Origin of the sequence: Actinoplanes sp. NPDC023801 (assembly GCF_040639655.1) — a bacterium.
In the GTDB taxonomy this organism is placed as follows: domain Bacteria; phylum Actinomycetota; class Actinomycetes; order Mycobacteriales; family Micromonosporaceae; genus Actinoplanes.
In genome coordinates, this window is sequence record NZ_JBFAAI010000043.1 from 29,884 (window position 1) to 47,064 (window position 17,181).

Annotated in this window: 14 protein-coding genes; 10 read left to right on the forward strand and 4 right to left on the reverse strand. The window is 70.3% G+C overall.

The window, feature by feature from the left end; all coding sequences use genetic code 11:
• Positions 1 to 5: 5 nt before the first annotated feature.
• Positions 6 to 1,493: a CoA-acylating methylmalonate-semialdehyde dehydrogenase gene (locus AB0G04_RS41320; protein WP_360995261.1), complete on the reverse strand. Its 1,488-nt coding sequence runs from the start codon at positions 1,491 to 1,493 to the stop codon at positions 6 to 8.
• A gap of 58 nt (positions 1,494 to 1,551) precedes the next feature.
• Here AB0G04_RS41320 and AB0G04_RS41325 point away from each other — a divergent pair, with 58 nt between their 5' ends.
• Together AB0G04_RS41325 and AB0G04_RS41330 are read left to right on the forward strand one after the other, a co-directional pair.
• Positions 1,552 to 2,886 carry an aminotransferase class I/II-fold pyridoxal phosphate-dependent enzyme gene (locus AB0G04_RS41325; RefSeq protein ID WP_360995264.1) on the forward strand — a complete coding sequence of 445 codons (1,335 nt, stop codon included), beginning with the start codon at positions 1,552 to 1,554 and terminating at the stop codon, positions 2,884 to 2,886.
• Between the two features lie 71 nt (positions 2,887 to 2,957).
• Positions 2,958 to 3,539: a Uma2 family endonuclease gene (locus AB0G04_RS41330; protein WP_360995267.1), complete on the forward strand. Its 582-nt coding sequence runs from the start codon at positions 2,958 to 2,960 to the stop codon at positions 3,537 to 3,539.
• A 175-nt stretch (positions 3,540 to 3,714) separates the two neighbouring features.
• Here the strand turns inward: AB0G04_RS41330 and AB0G04_RS41335 are convergent, their stop codons facing one another.
• On the reverse strand, positions 3,715 to 6,333 hold the full coding sequence (locus AB0G04_RS41335) for a serine/threonine-protein kinase (protein WP_360995270.1): 2,619 nt from the start codon (positions 6,331 to 6,333) through the stop codon (positions 3,715 to 3,717).
• A 616-nt stretch (positions 6,334 to 6,949) separates the two neighbouring features.
• Here AB0G04_RS41335 and AB0G04_RS41340 point away from each other — a divergent pair.
• A complete protein-coding gene (locus tag AB0G04_RS41340; RefSeq protein ID WP_360995273.1) occupies positions 6,950 to 7,366 on the forward strand; it encodes a phage holin family protein in 417 nt (138 codons plus the stop codon).
• Here the strand turns inward: AB0G04_RS41340 and AB0G04_RS41345 are convergent.
• Positions 7,332 to 8,120 (reverse strand): hypothetical protein, encoded by a 789-nt coding sequence (locus tag AB0G04_RS41345; RefSeq protein WP_360995275.1) that lies wholly within the window; start codon positions 8,118 to 8,120, stop codon positions 7,332 to 7,334. The two genes, AB0G04_RS41340 and AB0G04_RS41345, sit on opposite strands and share 35 nt — an antisense overlap.
• Before the next feature lie 73 nt (positions 8,121 to 8,193).
• On the opposite strand from AB0G04_RS41345, the gene AB0G04_RS41350 reads away from it, so the two are divergent.
• The 7 genes from AB0G04_RS41350 (at position 8,194) to AB0G04_RS41380 (ending at position 15,949) form a co-directional block, all read left to right on the forward strand.
• Complete coding sequence (locus AB0G04_RS41350) at positions 8,194 to 9,312, forward strand: DUF3618 domain-containing protein (RefSeq protein ID WP_360995278.1); 1,119 nt, start codon at positions 8,194 to 8,196, stop codon at positions 9,310 to 9,312.
• A 413-nt stretch (positions 9,313 to 9,725) separates the two neighbouring features.
• Positions 9,726 to 10,757: an autoinducer 2 ABC transporter substrate-binding protein gene (locus AB0G04_RS41355; protein WP_360995281.1), complete on the forward strand. Its 1,032-nt coding sequence runs from the start codon at positions 9,726 to 9,728 to the stop codon at positions 10,755 to 10,757.
• Positions 10,757 to 12,262 carry a sugar ABC transporter ATP-binding protein gene (locus AB0G04_RS41360; RefSeq protein ID WP_360995284.1) on the forward strand — a complete coding sequence of 502 codons (1,506 nt, stop codon included), beginning with the start codon at positions 10,757 to 10,759 and terminating at the stop codon, positions 12,260 to 12,262. Before AB0G04_RS41355 ends, AB0G04_RS41360 begins: the two co-directional genes overlap by 1 nt.
• The gene (locus tag AB0G04_RS41365; protein ID WP_360995286.1) at positions 12,259 to 13,254 is read left to right on the forward strand and encodes an ABC transporter permease; all 996 of its coding nucleotides are present in this window, start codon (positions 12,259 to 12,261) and stop codon (positions 13,252 to 13,254) included. Before AB0G04_RS41360 ends, AB0G04_RS41365 begins: the two co-directional genes overlap by 4 nt.
• A complete protein-coding gene (locus AB0G04_RS41370) occupies positions 13,251 to 14,318 on the forward strand; it encodes an ABC transporter permease (RefSeq protein WP_360995288.1) in 1,068 nt (355 codons plus the stop codon). Before AB0G04_RS41365 ends, AB0G04_RS41370 begins: the two co-directional genes overlap by 4 nt.
• A complete protein-coding gene (rhaI, locus tag AB0G04_RS41375; protein ID WP_360995291.1) occupies positions 14,315 to 15,469 on the forward strand; it encodes an L-rhamnose isomerase in 1,155 nt (384 codons plus the stop codon). The genes AB0G04_RS41370 and rhaI overlap by 4 nt, the downstream gene beginning before the upstream one ends.
• Before the next feature lie 54 nt (positions 15,470 to 15,523).
• Positions 15,524 to 15,949, forward strand: coding sequence for an Hpt domain-containing protein (locus tag AB0G04_RS41380; protein WP_360995294.1), 426 nt, complete (start codon positions 15,524 to 15,526; stop codon positions 15,947 to 15,949).
• Here the strand turns inward: AB0G04_RS41380 and AB0G04_RS41385 are convergent.
• On the reverse strand, positions 15,936 to 17,099 hold the full coding sequence (locus AB0G04_RS41385; RefSeq protein WP_360995296.1) for a response regulator: 1,164 nt from the start codon (positions 17,097 to 17,099) through the stop codon (positions 15,936 to 15,938). The two genes, AB0G04_RS41380 and AB0G04_RS41385, sit on opposite strands and share 14 nt — an antisense overlap.
• Between the last annotated feature and the right edge of the window lie 82 nt (positions 17,100 to 17,181).

A 17,181-nucleotide genomic window follows, 5' to 3' on the forward strand; every position in this document is an offset into this window, starting at 1 on the left:
CGTCCTTATCGAGTCTGCGGGAAGCCGAGGTCGACCGACGACGTTCCCGGGTCCGGCCAGCGCGAGGTGACGACCTTGCTGCGGGTGTAGAAGTGGATGCCGTCCGGGCCGTACATGTGGGTGTCGCCGAACAGCGACGCCTTCCAGCCCCCGAAGGAGTAGTAGGCGACCGGCACCGGGATCGGCACGTTCACGCCGACCATGCCGGCGTCGACGTCGAACTGGAACTGCCGGGCCGCGCCGCCGTCCCGGGTGAAGATGGCGGTGCCGTTGCCGTACTCGTTGTCGTTGACCAGCTTCAGGGCCTCGGCGTACGTGTCCACGCGGACCACGCTGAGCACCGGCCCGAAGATCTCGTCGGTGTAGACCGTCATCTGCGGCGTGACGTTGTCGAGCAGCGTCGCCCCCAGGAAGAAGCCGTTCTCCGGCAGGTCGGCGGAACGGCCGTCGGCGACGACGGTCGCGCCCTGCACGGCACCGGCCTCGATGTAGCCGGCGACCTTGTCCCGGTGCTGGGCGCTGATCAGCGGGCCCATCTCGGACGCCGGGTCCGTACCGTCACCGATCCTGATCTTCGGAAGTCGCGCGGCGATCGCCTCGACCAGCGGGCCGGCGATGTCGCCGACCGCGACCACCACGGAGATCGCCATGCAGCGTTCGCCGGCCGCGCCGTAGCCCGCGCTGATCGCGGCGTCGGCGGCCGCGTCGAGCTCGGCGTCCGGCAGCACGATCATGTGGTTCTTGGCACCGCCGAGGGCCTGCACCCGCTTGCCGTGCGCGGTACCGGTCTCGTAGATGTACCTGGCGATCGGGGTCGAGCCGACGAAGCTGACCGCCGCGATGTCGGGGTGGGTGAGGAGGGCGTCGACCGCCTCCTTGTCACCGTTGACGACGGTGAACACACCGTCCGGCAGGCCGGCCTCCTGCCACAACCGCGCCAGCCACAGTGCGGCCGAGGGGTCCTTCTCACTGGGCTTGAGCACGAACGCGTTGCCGGCGGCGATCGCGGTGGCGCACATCCACAGCGGCACCATGGCCGGGAAGTTGAACGGGGTGATGCCGGCTACCACACCGAGCGGCTGGCGGATCGAGTAGACGTCGACGCCGGTGGCGGCCTGCTCGGAGAAGCCGCCCTTCATCAGGTGCGGGATACCGGTGGCGAACTCGACGTTCTCCAGGCCGCGGGCGATCTCGCCGGCCGCGTCGGCAAGCACCTTGCCGTGCTCGCGCGTGACGATCGCGGCCAGCTCGCCGCTGCGCGAGGCGAGGAGCTCACGGAACTTGAACAGGACGGCGGACCGCCTGGACAGACTCGCCTCCCGCCAGCTCCGGGCCGCCTCCTTGGCGCTCCGCACCGCTTCGCCGATCTCGGCTCCGCTCGCGAGATCCACCTCGGCGATCTGCTCGCCGGTGGCGGGGTTGAAGACCGGGCCGACCCGGCCGGAAGTGCCTGCGGTCTCGGCCCCGCCGATCCAGTGCGCGATGTGATTCATGCACTGAGATTATGTGACGACTCTAGACCGAACAATGATCCGATTGTACTGTCACATAATGTTTTACCAGGCCGTCACGGAACGACTGTCCGACGCCAGTGCCCGCGGGCTCGCCGAGGCGGTCAGCCGCGCGGTCGGTGAAGGCGCGCTGGCGGCCGGCACCAAACTGCCGCCGGTACGCGCGGTCGCCGGTGAGCTGCACCTCTCCCCCAGCACCGTCAACTCGGCGTGGCAGCTGCTGCGACGGGCCGGCACCATTCGCACCGACGGCCGGCGGGGCACGGTCGTCGCCACCCCCGGCGCCGGCGGTCCCGGTCGTTATCGGGCCGCGCTGCGCAGAACTTCGGGTTTCGGGCTCGACCTCTCCACCGGCGTGCCGGACCCGGCATTGCTGCCACCGGTGCCCGCGCTGCACGGCCTCTCGCCCGCCCCCAGCAGCTACCTCGACGAGCCGGTGCTTCCCGAGCTCGGGGCACTGCTGCGGGAGCGGTGGCCGTACCCGCCCGAGCGTCTTGCGATCTTCGACGGGGCGATGGACGCGGTCGACCACGTGGCGACCGGACTGCTGAGGCTCGGCGAACTGGCCCTCGTCGAGAATCCGTGCTTCCCGCCGCTGCTAGACCTCCTCGACACCCTCGGCGTCCGCGTCGCAGGTGTCGCCACCGACGCCCACGGCATGCTTCCCGACCGGCTCGCCGCCGCCCTGACCCGGCGGCCCGCCGCGGTCTTCCTCCAGCCCCGCGCCCTCAACCCCACCGGCGCGTCGTGGTCACCGTCGCGGGCCGGCGCCCTCGCCGAGGTCCTCTCCGCACACCCTTCCGTGTACGTGGTGGAGGACGACTCGGCCGGCGACCTGTCCTCCGGGCCGCTGCTGTCCCTCGGCGCGCACCTGCCCCGGCAGACCGTCCACGTGCGCAGTTTCTCCAAGTCCCACGGCCCCGACCTGCGACTCGCCGCGGTGAGCGGCCCGGCCACCGTGCTCGACCCGATCCTGGAACGACGCCTTCTCGGGCAGGGCTGGACCAGCCGGCTCCTGCAGCGCCTGCTGCTCACCCTGCTGACCGATCCGTCGTCGATCGCGGCGGTGTCCGCCGCCCGCGACGAATACGCCCGGCGCCGGCGACTGATCATTTCCGGTCTCGCCACGGCGGGGATCGAGCTACCTCCCGGCGAAGGCCTGAACCTGTGGCTGCCGGTGGCCGACGAACAGGCGGCCCTGCTGAGCCTCGCCAGCGCCGGCATCGGCGCCGCCGCGGGCAACGCCTTCATGGTCGGGACGGGCACGCCACCCCACCTGCGAGTGACCGTCGGACTCGTCGCCGCCGACCACGCCGACGTGGCCGAGCGCCTGGCGGAGGCAGCCCGGGCGGCGGGGCAGACCGTTCCCCGTTGAACCATGACATGTTGACGTCTGACAACGCGTCATGCGACCATAACGCCATGAGCGCATGCGACCCTCTGCCCATGACGAAGTCCTCCCTGGATGACCAGACAAGCCCCTGGACCGAGGACGAGTTCCTGGCGCTCGACGAGACCAACCATCGAATCGAGCTGCTCGACGGGAGCCTCTGGGTGAGCCCACGACCCAACGCGCCACACCGGGACATCAGCGGACGCCTGTACGCGGCGTTACTGCCCGGAGGCGACGACGCCGGTGTCTGGGTGCGGCTCGACGTCAACGTCCGGTTGTCAGCCGGCACGGTCATGCAACCCGATCTCATCCTCTCGCGTGGACCCAGGGTCGTCACCGTCACCGACGCGACCGATGTCCTACTGGCGTGCGAGATCACCTCACCGAGCAACGTCACCATGGACCGCGTACTCAAGAAGGAGCTCTATGCCAGCGCGAAGATCAAGTGGTACCTGTTGATCGAGCCGGAGATGACGAACTACGAGTCCGTCACTCTCACGCTCTTCCGCCTGGAGGCCGGCGGATACCACACCTACGCGATGGCGAAGGGCGACGAGACGCTGATGCTCGACGATCCGTTCCACGTCGCGATCAACGCGAACCGCCTGCTCGGCATCCGGCACGACCGCGACTGAGCGGTTCGTCGGGGCTTACCTCAGCCGACTGTCCGCCCAGCCGACTGTTCGCCCAGCCGACTGTTCGCCTAGCCGGAGGATGACCCAGCCGGATGTTCGCCCGGCGGATGTTCGCACCGCCGCACTCAGCCGACTGTTTGTCGGCCTCAGCTCGCCGGCCTGTTCCGCCCAGGGCTCATTTCGCCGGCTGGAAGCTGTCGAAGATCAGTTTCAGGTCGTCGCGGGAGGCGGCCCACTCGGACTCCGGCGTCTCCCAGAAGAAGCCGTACGCCTTGTCGTCGGAGATTACGGTGCCGCGGTTGTTGACGTGCTTGCGCACCCCGTCCCGGGTGTGCAGGAACTCCCAGTCGGCGGCCTTGCGGAAGTAGTCCACCGGCTTGATGCCCACCTCCTGGTAGTTGACGAAGTCACCGCCCCGCACCCGGGTCCGCGCCTGCGTACGCCAGTCCTTGACCGGATCCGGCCTCGGATCGTCGGTCTGGTCGATGCCGAGGATCTTGCCGCTCTTACGGAAGTAGACGATCGAACCCTCCTGCGACTTCGCCCAGCCCTCGGGCACGTACACCGAGAAGCCGGTAGCGTCCCGGTACTCCTTCCAGCCGGCCGGAAGCGGCGGACGGCCGCCACCGTTCTGACCGGTGCCTCCCGATGCGCTCGTACTCGGAGTCGCACTCGGCACGCTGGAAGGGCTCGCGGGCGGCTGCTGCACCGCATCCGCCGGCGGCCCTCCGGACGTCGCGGCCGGACCGGCCGAAGTGGCGGTCGCCGACGGGTTCGGCTGCGGATTCGCCTTCGGATCCTCCGGATCTCCCGACATCGCCCAGGTGGCCCCGGCGGCGATCACGACGGCCAGGGCACCGGCGCCGATCAGCAGACCCCGGCGGTTCGGCCGATCCTTTCCGGTCACCGCAGTCGGTTCATCATCCGGTACGTGTGAACGCTGCGGCCGCGGGGCGAAAGCCGTGGCGGGCCGCGCCACCGGCTCGTCGTCAGGAACCGCCGCCGATTCGTGAGCGGCCGGCACGCCCGTGGCGACACCGCTGGCCGCAACAGCTTCCCCGCCACCCGATCCGGCGCCGGCGGCCGGCCCGGCGGCAGCAGATTCGCCGGTCGCGGCGCCGGTACCGACGTGGGTGTCGGTACCGAGGTTCGAGTCGGCACCTGCGTTGGTTTCGGTAGTGCGGCCGGCTTCGGTACCGCCGTTGGCTTCGGTACCGCGGCCGGTTTCGGTAGTGCGGCCGGTTTCGGTACCGCCGTTGGCTTCGGTACCGTCGTTGGCTTCGGTACTGAGGTCGGTGTCGGTGCCACCGTTGGCTTCGGTACTGAGGTCGGTGTCGGTGCCACCGTTGGCTTCGGTGCCGCTGCTTTGGTTCGTGTCGACGCTGGTGTTGGCGTCGCTGTCGACGTTGGTGTCGGCTGCGCGGTGGATGTTGGTGCCGGGAACTGTGTCGGCGTCGCGTGCGGGCGTCGAAGACAGTTCGGCGCCGCCCACATGCGCCGCCGCAGTGCCCGCGGCCTCGGGTTCCGCGATCGTCGGAGCGAGTCCCGCCTCAGCGGAACCGTCAGCCTTCTTCCCCTCGACGCCCCGGCCGTCCTCGCCGACCGCGGTACCCGGAACCCCGGACGCGGCCTCGCCCGCATCCCTGGCGGACTCAGGATGCTCCTCCGAAGCCGAAGCCGAAGCCGTGGGTGCGGGCGTTGGCGTGGGCGTGGGCGTGGGCACGGCCGCTACGCCCCGATCAGCAGACGGCCCGGACTGAGTGGATGGGACGGGCGCCTCTGAGGCGCCTCCAGGACCTTCGGAACGTCCAGCCCTTCCCCCGTCTCCGGACGAGCCGCGACCGGAGTCGCCGGCGCCGCCGGACGGATCGCCGGAGTACCGGGGACGTGGTATCCGGAACGCCGCCGGGATGCTCGCCGCCAGTCCGGCCAGGCCGCCGGGCTTACGCGGTGCTGGAGACGACGGCTCGGGCTCGCCGGTCAACTCGGCGATGATCTCGCGGGCCAGGCTCTCGGCGTCCTCGGCGGCCATCCGGGTGGCCGGGTCCTTGCGGAGCAGGCCGTCGAGCAGCGGCCGCAGGGGGCCGGCCTGCACCGGCGGGTCCGGCTCCTCGGTGGCGAGCGCGGCGAGCGTCGCCATGGTCGAACCGCGCTGGTAGGGCGCGTGGCCCTCGATCGCCGCGTAGAGGGTGGCGCCGAGCGACCACAGGTCCGCCTCCGGTCCGCTCGAGGTGCCCTGCGCGCGCTCCGGCGCCATGAACTGCGGCGAACCGACCAGGACGTCGGACCGGCTGATCACCGCGTCGTCGTCGACGGCCGCGATCCCGAAGTCGGTGAGCAACACCCGGCCGTCATCGGTGAGCAGCACGTTCGCCGGCTTCACGTCCCGGTGCTCGACCCCGAGCCGATGGGCGGTGCGCAGGGCTCCGAGCAGTTCGAGTCCGATGCGGGCCACCCGGTACGGATCGAGCGACCCCTGTTCGGCGATCTCCTCACGGAGCGACCGGCTCGGCACGTACTCCATGACGATCCAGGTGCGGTCGTCGAGCTGCAGTACGTCGTACACCTGAACGACGTTGGGGTGATTGATCCGCGCCGCCGCCCGCGCCTCCCGGAGCGTGCGCCGCGCCGCCGCCGCGTCGCCGTCGCTGCCGAGCGGCCGGTCGATCTCCTTGATCGCGACGTCCCGTTGCAGGGTCTCGTCACGGGCCAGGAACACCTGCCCCATTCCTCCGCGGCCCAGGCTCGCGCCCAGCCGGTACCGTTCGGCGAGCAGCACGGGCGCATCAGGCATGCGCACCGTTATACCCGTCCAGCGCTCCCGTAAAGCGGACCCCCGCCAGACTGAAGCCGCATAACGGTCATTCGCCGTTACCGGCGCCCGGAAACGCTTGCCGCGCCCACCGCACCCGCGTTCACCACACCCGCAAGGCCATCGGCATCACCAGAGCGGTCATCCGCATCGCCGGCGTGCCCGTCCGGCCGATCTGCTGGCACCCGCTCCGGCATGACGAAGCCGTCCTTGCGCTCACCGGCGCGCGAGGCCGGCCGACCCCTTCGTGATGACTGGCCCTCCGACCCTCCCGGCGTCCGCAGCCGGCCTTCCCGCCGCTCCTCGGCATGGGGCTCCGTACCGGCCTGGCCTCGCGGGCGTCCGCGGCGATCTCACGGGTTCCTTGACGTCATCAATGACGTTTTTCGATCACCTACCGGCCGCACGGCTCCCGGCTGGGAACTGCCGTCGATGGCCCAGGGCGGTGCGCGGCGCGGTGACGGACGACAGAGATCGCCGCGGCTCCGGCCCCGGGATTCACCTGCACTTACCGGATTCCCGCGCCCTGAGCACGGGCGATTAGTCAGGATTGGTGTGGGTACGAGTGCAAGGACAACCGTGCAGGACGGAGGGGACGATGACCCACACAGACGCACGAACCGATCAATCGACCGCGGAACTGGTGAGCCAGCTCAGTGAGCAGGTGACCACGCTGGTACGTGATGAACTGGCACTCGCTCGTCTCGAGATGACCGAGAAGGGTAAGAAGGCCGGCAAGGGCGCGGGCCTGCTGGGCGGAGCCGGGGTGATCGCCCTGTACGGCGTCGGCGCGCTGCTGGTCACCGCGGGCGCGGCCCTGTCACTGATCATGCCGGTCTGGGCCGCCGCGCTCATCGTGGCGGTGGTGCTGTTCTGCGGCGCCGGAATCGCCGCACTCGCCGGAAAGCGTGAGGTGGAGCAGGCGGTACCGCCCACCCCGGATGCCGCGATCGCCAGTGGCCGCCGCGACGTGAACGAGATCATGACCGCGGCCCGGCGCAGGACGCACTCATGAGCACCCCGAACCGCAGCCGAGCAGAATCACGCCGGCCCACCCCGAATCGGAACCGGCCCAAGCCCGGCCCTCCCGCGTCGAGCCGCGCCCCTGCCGAGGGCGCGCCGAGCGGAACATCGCCGTCCGAGAGCGGTCCGGTACCGGCGGGCTCGAACCCGTCGTCCGCTGCCATGCCGCCCGACACGGCCAGGCCGGGCACGGGTGAGCCCGGAAAGGGCGCCCACAGCACGGTCACTCCCGGGCCCGGTTCCCGCACCACGGTGACGACCAGTTCGTCGTCACCGGCCGTACCGGGAACCGCCGGCACCGCCGCGCCCGCACCATCGGGCACCACCGGTCGTACGCCCGCGGACAACACCCCACGATCGGCGACCGCGCCACCCACCGGGGCGACCGCATCGGCCGGCTCCGGCGGCCCGGCAACGCCGAGGCCGACTCCGGCAACCGTCGCGGCAACGCCGAAGGCCACCCCGGCTACACCGAAGGTGACGCCGGCAACCGTCGCGGCCGCCCATTCCACCGGTGGAGAGTCCTCCGCCGGAACGCCGAAGCCGACGCCTGCCGCCACCCCGCCGGCCGGAGCAACGCTGGCGGGCAGGACCTCCTCGGCAGGAGGTTCGAGCGCCACCGGTTCCGGCAGCGGATCGGGCTCCGGTACGGCAACGGTTCGGGCAACGGGTCGCGCCGCGGTACCCAAGCCGGGAACGCAGACGCCGGCCGGTACCTCCCCGGCCACCTCGGCGACCGGTGGCATGCCTGGCACACAACGGCCGGCCACCGGCAGCCCGGCAGCCGATGCGCGAACGCCGTCGCCCGGCCGGACCGCAATGTCCGGCGACCGGGAGGCCATGGCGAGCGCGGGGGCAGCCACGCCCGGTGCGGACGAGAACCTGTACGGCGGATCCGGAACCCCGGACATCCCGCCCCCGGACACCGGCCACGACGGCGACACGCCCGTCACGCCGCAGTCGGCAGGGGCCACCGCCGCCACGTCGTCCAGCACCACGGGCGCTCCCGCAACCCCGTCGACCACGGCCGGTGGCACCGGCGGAAGCCGATCGAGCAGCGGGGCAACGACCGATACCGGGCGGGGCACCACTCGATCCAGCGGGTCCAACGACGCCGCCGATGCATCCGTTGACGCGGCGAAGGCCCGCCCGGCGGCGGAACGTGCCGCGGAGATCCGGCCGGCCGAGGTCACAACCGGGCACGCCGGTACGGAAACGGACCGGGACGACAGCACCCAGGTCGCCGCCGAACGGGCGCGTGAGGGTCAGCCCGCGGAGGCCTCCGAGCGGGCCGAGGCGCTACGGGCCGAGATCGAGCAGACCCGTGCCGAGATGGGCGAGACCGCCGCGGCCCTGGTCGCGAAACTCGACGTGCCCAGCCGGGTCAAGGGTGCCGCCACCGAGAAGAAGCAGCAGGTGAAGGAGGCCGCCACCGAGAAGGTGCAGCAGATCAAGGACGCCGCCGGGGAGCGCAAGGATCAGGTCACCGGCACTGCCGCAGCGAAGGGCCACCACCTCGCCGACGCCGCCTCGGAGACCGGCCGGCGGCTGGCCGAGGGCGCACGTGATCTGGCCGCCAAGGTCACCGGCTCGGGTTCCAGCGACACGCACGCGGACGATGCCGGACGGTCCGGCGGCACCACATATGCCGGCGGAACCGGACAGCCCAGCGGCACCGGGCACACGGGGAGGCAGGCGACCGCTGAGACGCGTACCCACTTCGCCGAGTCCGCCGCCGAGGCGGCAGAACGCGCAAGGACCGCCATCGGCACACTGCCCGGCCGGGCGACCGACGCGATCGGCACTCTCCGCGGACGCGCCGCCGAAACCATCGGCACGCTGCCGGACCGAGCCGGCCAGCGGCAACGGTACGCCCTGATCGGCGCGGTCCTGGCCGCGGCCGCAGTGGCAGCGGTGATGATCCGGAAGCTCCGCTGACATCTGGCAGTCCTATTCACCACAGGCCGAGGCCTCGTCGCACCCGCGGCGGGGCCTCGGCCTTTTTCGCGATGACGGCCCGGAAGCCAGAGTGGTCCGGCGGGTCGGCAGGGCGCGGTGGAAGAGCGGCCCGGAAGCCAGGGTGGTCCGGCGGGTCGGCAGGGGCGCGGTGGAAGAGCGGCCCGGAAGCCAGGGTGGTCCGGCGGGTCGGCAGGGGCGCGGTGGAGGAGTGCGGCCCTGGGCGTGATGGGTGCACTTGAAACGTCTCATACTGGCCGTAAGGGCTAACGGCCTGCTGCAGGAAGAAATCAAGGGCACCTTGAGAAGCGACTCTTGACCCTGCCCTAACGGGCTCGTAACGTGACTCACACCTCAGCTAGAACGTTTCAAGAATCCCTTCCTCAGGAGGCGTCATGCGCCCTCGGTTGACCGCTGTCGTCGTGCTTGCCACGACGGCCGCCATGGCTTTGACCGGTTGCACCAAGAAGAACGAGTCGCCTGATGCCGGTTCCTCCGGTGCGGCGAGCGGTAAGACGTACAAGGTGGCGTTCGTTCCGAAGTTGCAGGGAGTGCCCTACTTCGAGGCGATGAACGCCGGCGGCAAGGAGGCCGCGGCGGCGCTGGGCAACGTGGAGTGGCTGTACCAGGGCCCCACGCAGGCCGACGCGGCGGCGCAGGCCGACATCGTGCGTTCCTACATTCAGCAGAAGGTCGACGCGCTGATCGTGGCACCGAACGACCCGGACAGCATGGCGCCGTTGTTGCAGCAGGCCAAGGATGCCGGGATTCATGTGGCGACCGCGGACACCGATGCGCCGGCGAGTGTGCGGGAGGTGTTCGTCAATCAGGCCACCGCACAAGGTATCGGTGAGGGGCTGACCGACGCGCTGCTCAAGGAGATGGGCGGTAAGGGCAAGTACGCGATCGTGTCGTGCGGGCAGACCGCGGAGAACCTGAACTCGTGGATCGAGGTGCAGAAGGCCTACACCAAGACCAAGTACCCGGACGCGCAGATCGTCGACATCGTGTACGCCGGCGAGGACCAGGCCAGGGCCACCCAGATGGCGACCGACCTGATGAACGCGCATCCGGATCTGACCGGTCTGGTCGGTGAGTGCACCTCGAGCGCGCCGGGGGTGGCGCAGGCGGTCAAGGACGCCGGGAAGATCGGCAAGGTGTTCACCGTCGGGCTGGGCACGCCGCAGGCGATGAAGCCGTACCTGGAGGACAAGTCCTCCAGCGCCGCGATCCTGTGGGATGTGGAGAACCTGGGCTACCTGACGGCGTGGGCCGGGGCGCAGCTCGCGCAGGGCAAGCCGTTCGCGGCGACCAACAACGTCTCCGGTGAGCTGTCCGCGGTCGCGTACACCGAGGCCGACAAGATGCTGCTGCTCGGCCCGGCCCTCGCGATCACCGACCAGAACGTCGACCAGTTCAACTACTGATGATCGACACGAACGAGACACCCCGGCTGCGCCTGACCGCCATCGCGAAACGGTTCGGCGCGGTCCGGGCCATTCAGCACGCGGATCTCATCGTACGGGCGGGCAAGGTCCACGCTCTGGTCGGCGAGAACGGTGCCGGCAAGTCCACGATGATCAAGATCGTGGCGGGTGCCGAGACCGCCGACACCGGTGAGATCGAGTTCGAGGGTGAGCGGGTCCGGCTCGGCTCGACGACCGCCGCGATCGCGCTCGGGATCGCCACCGTCTATCAGGAGCCGCAGCTCTTCCCGGAGCTGACCGTGGCCGAGAACATCTTCCTCGGCCGTGAGCTCAAGAGGGCCGGACGGGTCGACTGGGCGGCGCAGAACGCGAAGGTGGTCGAGCTGCTGGAGCTGCTCGGCCTGCCGGAGCGGTACGCGACCGCCGAGGTCGGCACCCTGTCGGTGGCCGAGCAGCAGCAGGTGTCGATCGCGAAGGCACTGGCCTCGGACGCGACGGTGCTGATCCTCGACGAGCCGTCGGCGATCCTGACCGACGCCGAGATCGAGGTGCTCTTCGACGTGGTGCGGCGCCTGACGGCGGCCGGGGTCGCGGTCGTCTACATCTCGCACCGGCTGGACGAGCTGTTCCGGATCGCCGACGAGGTCACCGTGATGCGGGACGGGCGCACCATCGGCACGTACCCGATCACGGAATTGAGCGTGCGGCAGATCGCCCACCTGATGGTCGGCGAGGAGTTGTCGGACGCCCGGCCGCATCGCGAGGTCCCGGAGGGGCCCGCGGTGCTGGAGCTGCGCGGGCTGAGCCGGGCCGGGAAGTTCCGCGACGTCGACGTGAGCGTGCGGGCCGGCGAGATCGTCGCGCTGTACGGCCTGGTCGGCTCGGGTGTCTCGGAGATCGCGGCATGCGTGTACGGCATCGATCGCAGTACCGGCGGGCAGCTGCTGATCGGCGCGGACCCGGTCGACATCAGGAGCCCCGGGCAGGCTCAGCGTCTCGGCATCGCGCTGTTGCCGGCGAACCGCAAGGTCGAGGGCATGTTCGGCTTCCAGTCGATCGCGTTCAACATCTCCGCGGGGCATCTCGGGCTGCTGTCGAGATTCGGCGTCTGGGTGGACCGGGCGCGGGAGAAGGCCGTGGCGCTGAAGCTGATCGAACGGCTCGCGGTGAAGACGCCGCACGAGCGGCAGCCGATCAGCGCGATGTCCGGCGGCAACGCGCAGAAGGTGGTGCTGGCACGGCAGCTCGTGGAGCGGCCGAAGGTGCTGGTGCTGGCCGAGCCCACGCAGGGTGTCGACGTCGGCGCCAAGGAGGAGATCCACCGCTTGATCACCGAGCTGGCCGAGGAGGGCACCGCGGTGCTGGTGGTCACCTCGGACCTGCCGGAGGCACTGCGCATCGCCGACCGCATCCAGGTGGTACGCGGCGGCACGACCACCGACGAGTTCGGCCCCGACGCCAGCCAGGTGGACCTGCTGGCAGCAGCCGCGGGAGGCAGCGAATGACCGCGGTGGCGGAGGCCAGGATCAGGAGACGGGTGCTGCCGGCGCCGGTGACCGGGCAGGAGTTCGTCCTGGTCGGCGTGATCGTCGCGCTGTGGGCCGCGCTCGCGATCAGCACACCCGCGTTCCTGACGGCCGGGTCGATCCAGCCGCTGCTGGTGGCGACGGCCCCGGTCGCGCTGGTCGGGGTGGCCATGACCATCGTGATCATCACGGGTGGCATCGACGTCTCGGTCGGTGGCGCGATCATGGTGTGTTCGGTGCTGACCGCGAAGGCGCTGGTCGGCCCGGAGGTCAGCCTCGGCGTCGCGGTGCTGCTGTCGGTCGCGGCCGGAGGTCTGCTCGGCCTGGTCAACGGCGTGCTCATCGCGTACGGCCGGGTGCACGCGATCATCATCACCTTCGGTACGGCGAACCTGTTCATGTTCCTGGGCCTGCAGATCTTCGGCTCCGGCACGGTGAACGGCATCCCCGGCACGCTGGCGTTCTTCGGGCGCGGCCCGGACGGCCGCACCCTCGGGATTCCGCACGCCTTCCTGATCACCCTGCTGATCACCGCGGCGGCGTGGTGGTACCTGCGGCACACCGCGGGCGGCCGGCACTTCTTCGCGATCGGCGGCGACCCGCAGGCGGCCCGTCTGGCGGGCGTGCGGGTGCAGCGGCGCGTCCTGCTCGCCTATGTGCTGACCGGCCTGCTGGTCGGACTGGCCTCCTGTTTCGTGATCGCGCAGGGCACCTCGACGCTTGATCAGTCGGTCGGTGCCGGCAAGGAGCTGGCGGTGATCGCGGCGGTCGTCATCGGCGGCACCTCGATCATGGGCGGTCGTGGCTCGGTGCTCGGCACCCTGCTCGGCGCGCTGCTGGTGCAGTCGGTGGCGTCCGGCGTCACCCAGCTGGGCTGGCGTTCGCAGCTGTCCGACCTGTTCGTCGGCATCTTCATCATCGTGGCGGTCGGTGCCGACCTGCTGCGTGCCCGCGCCAGGAGGAACCGATGACCGCGGCGACCGTGCAGGCCCCGGCTGAGAGCCCGGCCGCGAAGATCCTCAGAGTCCTGCTCACCCAGCGGATCGCCCTGCTCGCGGTACTGATCGTCGTCGTGGTCGTGACGTTCTTCGTCAACGACGCCGGTGGCTATCTGACCGCGCCGTACGACTTCGACTACATGTCGGCGAGCCTGATCAACGCGATCCCGCTGGCCATGCTCGGCCTCGCGGAGCTGCTGGTGATCCTCTCCGGGCGGGGCGGTATCGACCTGAGCGTCGGCGCGATCGTGAGCCTGGCCGGAATGGTTTTCGGCTTCGCGTACGGCGAATGGGGCTGGCCGCTCTGGCTGGCGATCCTGGCGACGGCGGGGTTCGGCGCGCTGCTCGGCGCGGTCAACGGCTTCCTCGTCTCGTACATCGGCTTCCCGGCTCTGATCGCGACCCTGGCGACGTTCTACGCGTACAAATCGCTGGCGATCGTGATCAACAACCAGCAGCCGATCAGCACGAAACCGATCCAGGAGCTGTTCTCCCTGAGCAAGTCGGTGGAGCTGCCGCTGTTCGGCCAGTACGTGCCCGACGTACCGCTCGGGATCTTCACCTTCCTGCTGCCCACCGTGGTGGCGGTCTGGCTGCTGCTGGCCCGCACCTCGTACGGGCGGCGCCTCTACGCGATCGGCACCAACGACGTCGCCGCTCGCTGGGCCGGCCTGCCGGTCCGGGACACGCGCTTCAAGGCGTACGTCTACGCGGGTCTCATCTCCGGCCTGGTGGCCGTGGTGACCGTGGGCCAGTTCGCCTCGGCCCGTCCGGACGCGGGTGTCTCCGGCAACGGCATGGCCCTGCCCGCGATCACCATCGCCGTCCTCGGCGGGGTGGCGATCACCGGCGGTATCGGCCGGGTCGCCGGGGTCGTGCTCGCCACTCTGCTCATCGTCTGGCTCAACGCCGGCATCCTGCTCGCCTTCGTCGGCAACGAGGGCTCGCAGTACCAGCTCCTCGCCCTCGGCGCGGTGCTGGTGTTCGCCGCGCTGCTGAACGGGCTCACCAACCGCAAGTACGGAGGCTCACAATGACCAACCTCGACGGACTCGACGGCTTCACGATCGAGGTCCCGAGCTGGGCGTACGGGAATTCGGGAACCCGGTTCAAGGTCTTCACCCGTCCCGGCGGGCCGCGGAACCCGTACGAGAAGCTGTCGGACGCGGCGCAGGTGAACAGCCTGACCGGGCTGGCCAACCGGGTGTCGCTGCACATCCCGTGGGACCTCGTCGACGACTGGAGCGACCTGAAGGCGCACGCCGACAAGCTCGGCGTGCGGATCGGCGCGATCAACTCGAACGTGTTCCAGGACGACGACTACCGGCTCGGTTCGCTGTGCAACCCGGATCCGGCGATCCGCCGCAAGGCGATCGACCACCACAAGCAGTGCCTGGACGTGATGCGGCAGACCGGCTCGACGGACCTGAAGATCTGGCTGCCGGACGGCCTGAACTACGCCGGGCAGGACTCGCTGCGCGGCCGGCAGGACCGGCTGGCCGAGTCGCTGCGGGAGATCTACGACGCCTCCGACGACAACCATCGGATCCTGCTGGAGTACAAGTTCTTCGAGCCGTACTTCTACAGCACCGACATCCCGGACTGGGGCACCTCGCTGCTGCACTGCCTGGCGCTGGGCGAGCGGGCGACCGTGGTGCTGGACACCGGTCACCACGCGCCGGGCACCAACATCGAGTTCATCGTGATGCAGCTGATCCGGCAGAAAAAGCTGGGCGCCTTCGACTTCAACTCGCGCTACTACGCCGACGACGATCTGATCGTGGGCTCGGCCGACCCGTTCCAGCTGTTCCGGATCATGTCGGAGATCGTGGCGGCGGACGCGCACCGGCCCGGGTCGGGCGTCAACTTCATGCTCGACCAGTGCCACAACATCGAGGAGAAGATCCCGGGTCAGATCATTTCGGTGCTCAACGTGGAACAGGCCCTGGCGAAGGCGCTGCAGGTGGACCGCGCGGCGCTGGCCACCGCGCAGCGCGAGGGTGACGTGCTCGGCGCGCACCGGGTGCTGATGGACGCCTACGAGACCGACGTGCGGACGGCTCTCGCGGACCGGCGCGAGGAACGGGGGCTGCCGCGCGATCCGCTCAAGGCCTTCCAGGCTTCCGGGTACGCACAAACGGTCGCCGCCGAGCGCGTCGGCGGGACCCAGGCGAGCTGGGGCGCCTGACCGTTTCGGCGGAAACCCGCTCGGACCGTGCCCGTCCGGGCGCACCATGAGCGAATGGGGACCACCACCGCACCGGAGGATCAGGCCCGGCTGGCCGGGGTCCGGGCCCGGCTCGCCGATCTCGTCGAGGAGGACCCGTCGCCGGCCGAACTGGCCCTGGTGCTCCGGCTGCTGCGCTCGTTCGCCGCACGGGTCCCTCCCGCGGCGGACGAGCTGGTGCAGCTGCTGCACGAGGGCGACCCGACCCCGGTACGGGATCACGCGCACAGCCTGAAGGGGTCGGCCGCGAACATCGGCGCCGGTACCCTGGCCGCCCTCTGCGGTCAGGTCGAGGACCAGGCGCGCGCCGGCCGGATCACCGCTCCGGGCCCGACCGGCGACCGGCTGCGCGCCGAGGTGGACGGCGCGCTGCGGGCCGTCCACCTGCTCACCGGCGAGTACGAGCGGATCGCCGGAGGGCCGGTGGTCAGGCGGCGGTGAGCACCGGTTCGACCAGGCCCACCATGCGCGAGAAGTTGTTCAGCCGGTCGAGCATCACGTCGGTCACGACCGTACCGCTGCCGATCAGCACCAGGCCGTTCTGCGCCATGACGTCCTGGGCCAGACGCATCCCGACCTGCAGGTCGGCAAGCGCGTAGGCCTGCGTGGCGGTCGAGCCGGTCTCGACGCCCTTGAGCTGGCGCAGTGCGACGAGCACGTGCGGGGCGCAGCTGCCGGCCCGGGTGATGGCGGTGATGGCGGTGGAGGCGGTGTTGGTGCGGGACTCCGCGGTCACGTACTCGATCGCCGTCCGGACCACGCTGATCGCGCCCTCGGCCAGTGGTGACCAGCCGCCCGCCGGCGGTGCCTCCCCGGCCAGACCGCGGATGGTGGCGACCACGTCCTCGAGCATCGGGATGTCCTTGATCAGCGGCAGCACCATCTTCGGCATCCCGTTGACCGTGGCCTGCTCGTCGGCCGAGAGGGGGTCGCCCTCACACAGTTTCCGCATCACCTCGGCCGGCACGGTGACCGCACCGACCTGCGACGCCATCGCCGCGACCTCGATCTCCCACAGTCCGTCCAGTTCGAGCGCGTGGACGAGCTCGGCGACCAGGGAACGGATCCGCCCGGCCCGGGCGAAGCCCTGCGGGCTGGACAGCTCCAGGAGCCCGAAGATGGCCTGCACGCTGGTCTTGAGGGTGGTGTCGAGTTTCGTGCGCTCGGCCATCGAGTGCTCATGCTTGGAGACGGCCTGCTTGACGGTCTGGATGATGTCGTCGCGTCGCGCCGGCTTCGGCAGGTAACGGTAGACACCACCGGAGTTGATGGCCGCGATGGCGGTGTTCATATCGCCGTGGGCGGTGTGCAGGATACGCATCACCTCCGGGTATTCCATCTGGATGCGGCCCAGCAGCTCGACACCGTTCATGCCGGGCATGATCATGTCGGTGATGACCGCGGCGACCGGGCCGTTCGAGGCCAGCAGCCGCAGTGCCTGCTCACCGTCGCCGGCGACCAGCAGGCGGTGATCGCGGCCCAGCTGCAGGGAGAGCGTCGCGATGGTGCTGTCGTCGTCGACGAGCAGCAGGATGGGCTTGCCGCTGTTGCGGGTGTCGGCATCGCCCGACCGGTACAGCTCGGTCCGCATGTGGGTCTCCTTCGACTGACCGGCCTTCGGGGTTACGTGGCTCCCTATCGCCGGACCTGGCCGACGGCTGAGGTTTGGACCG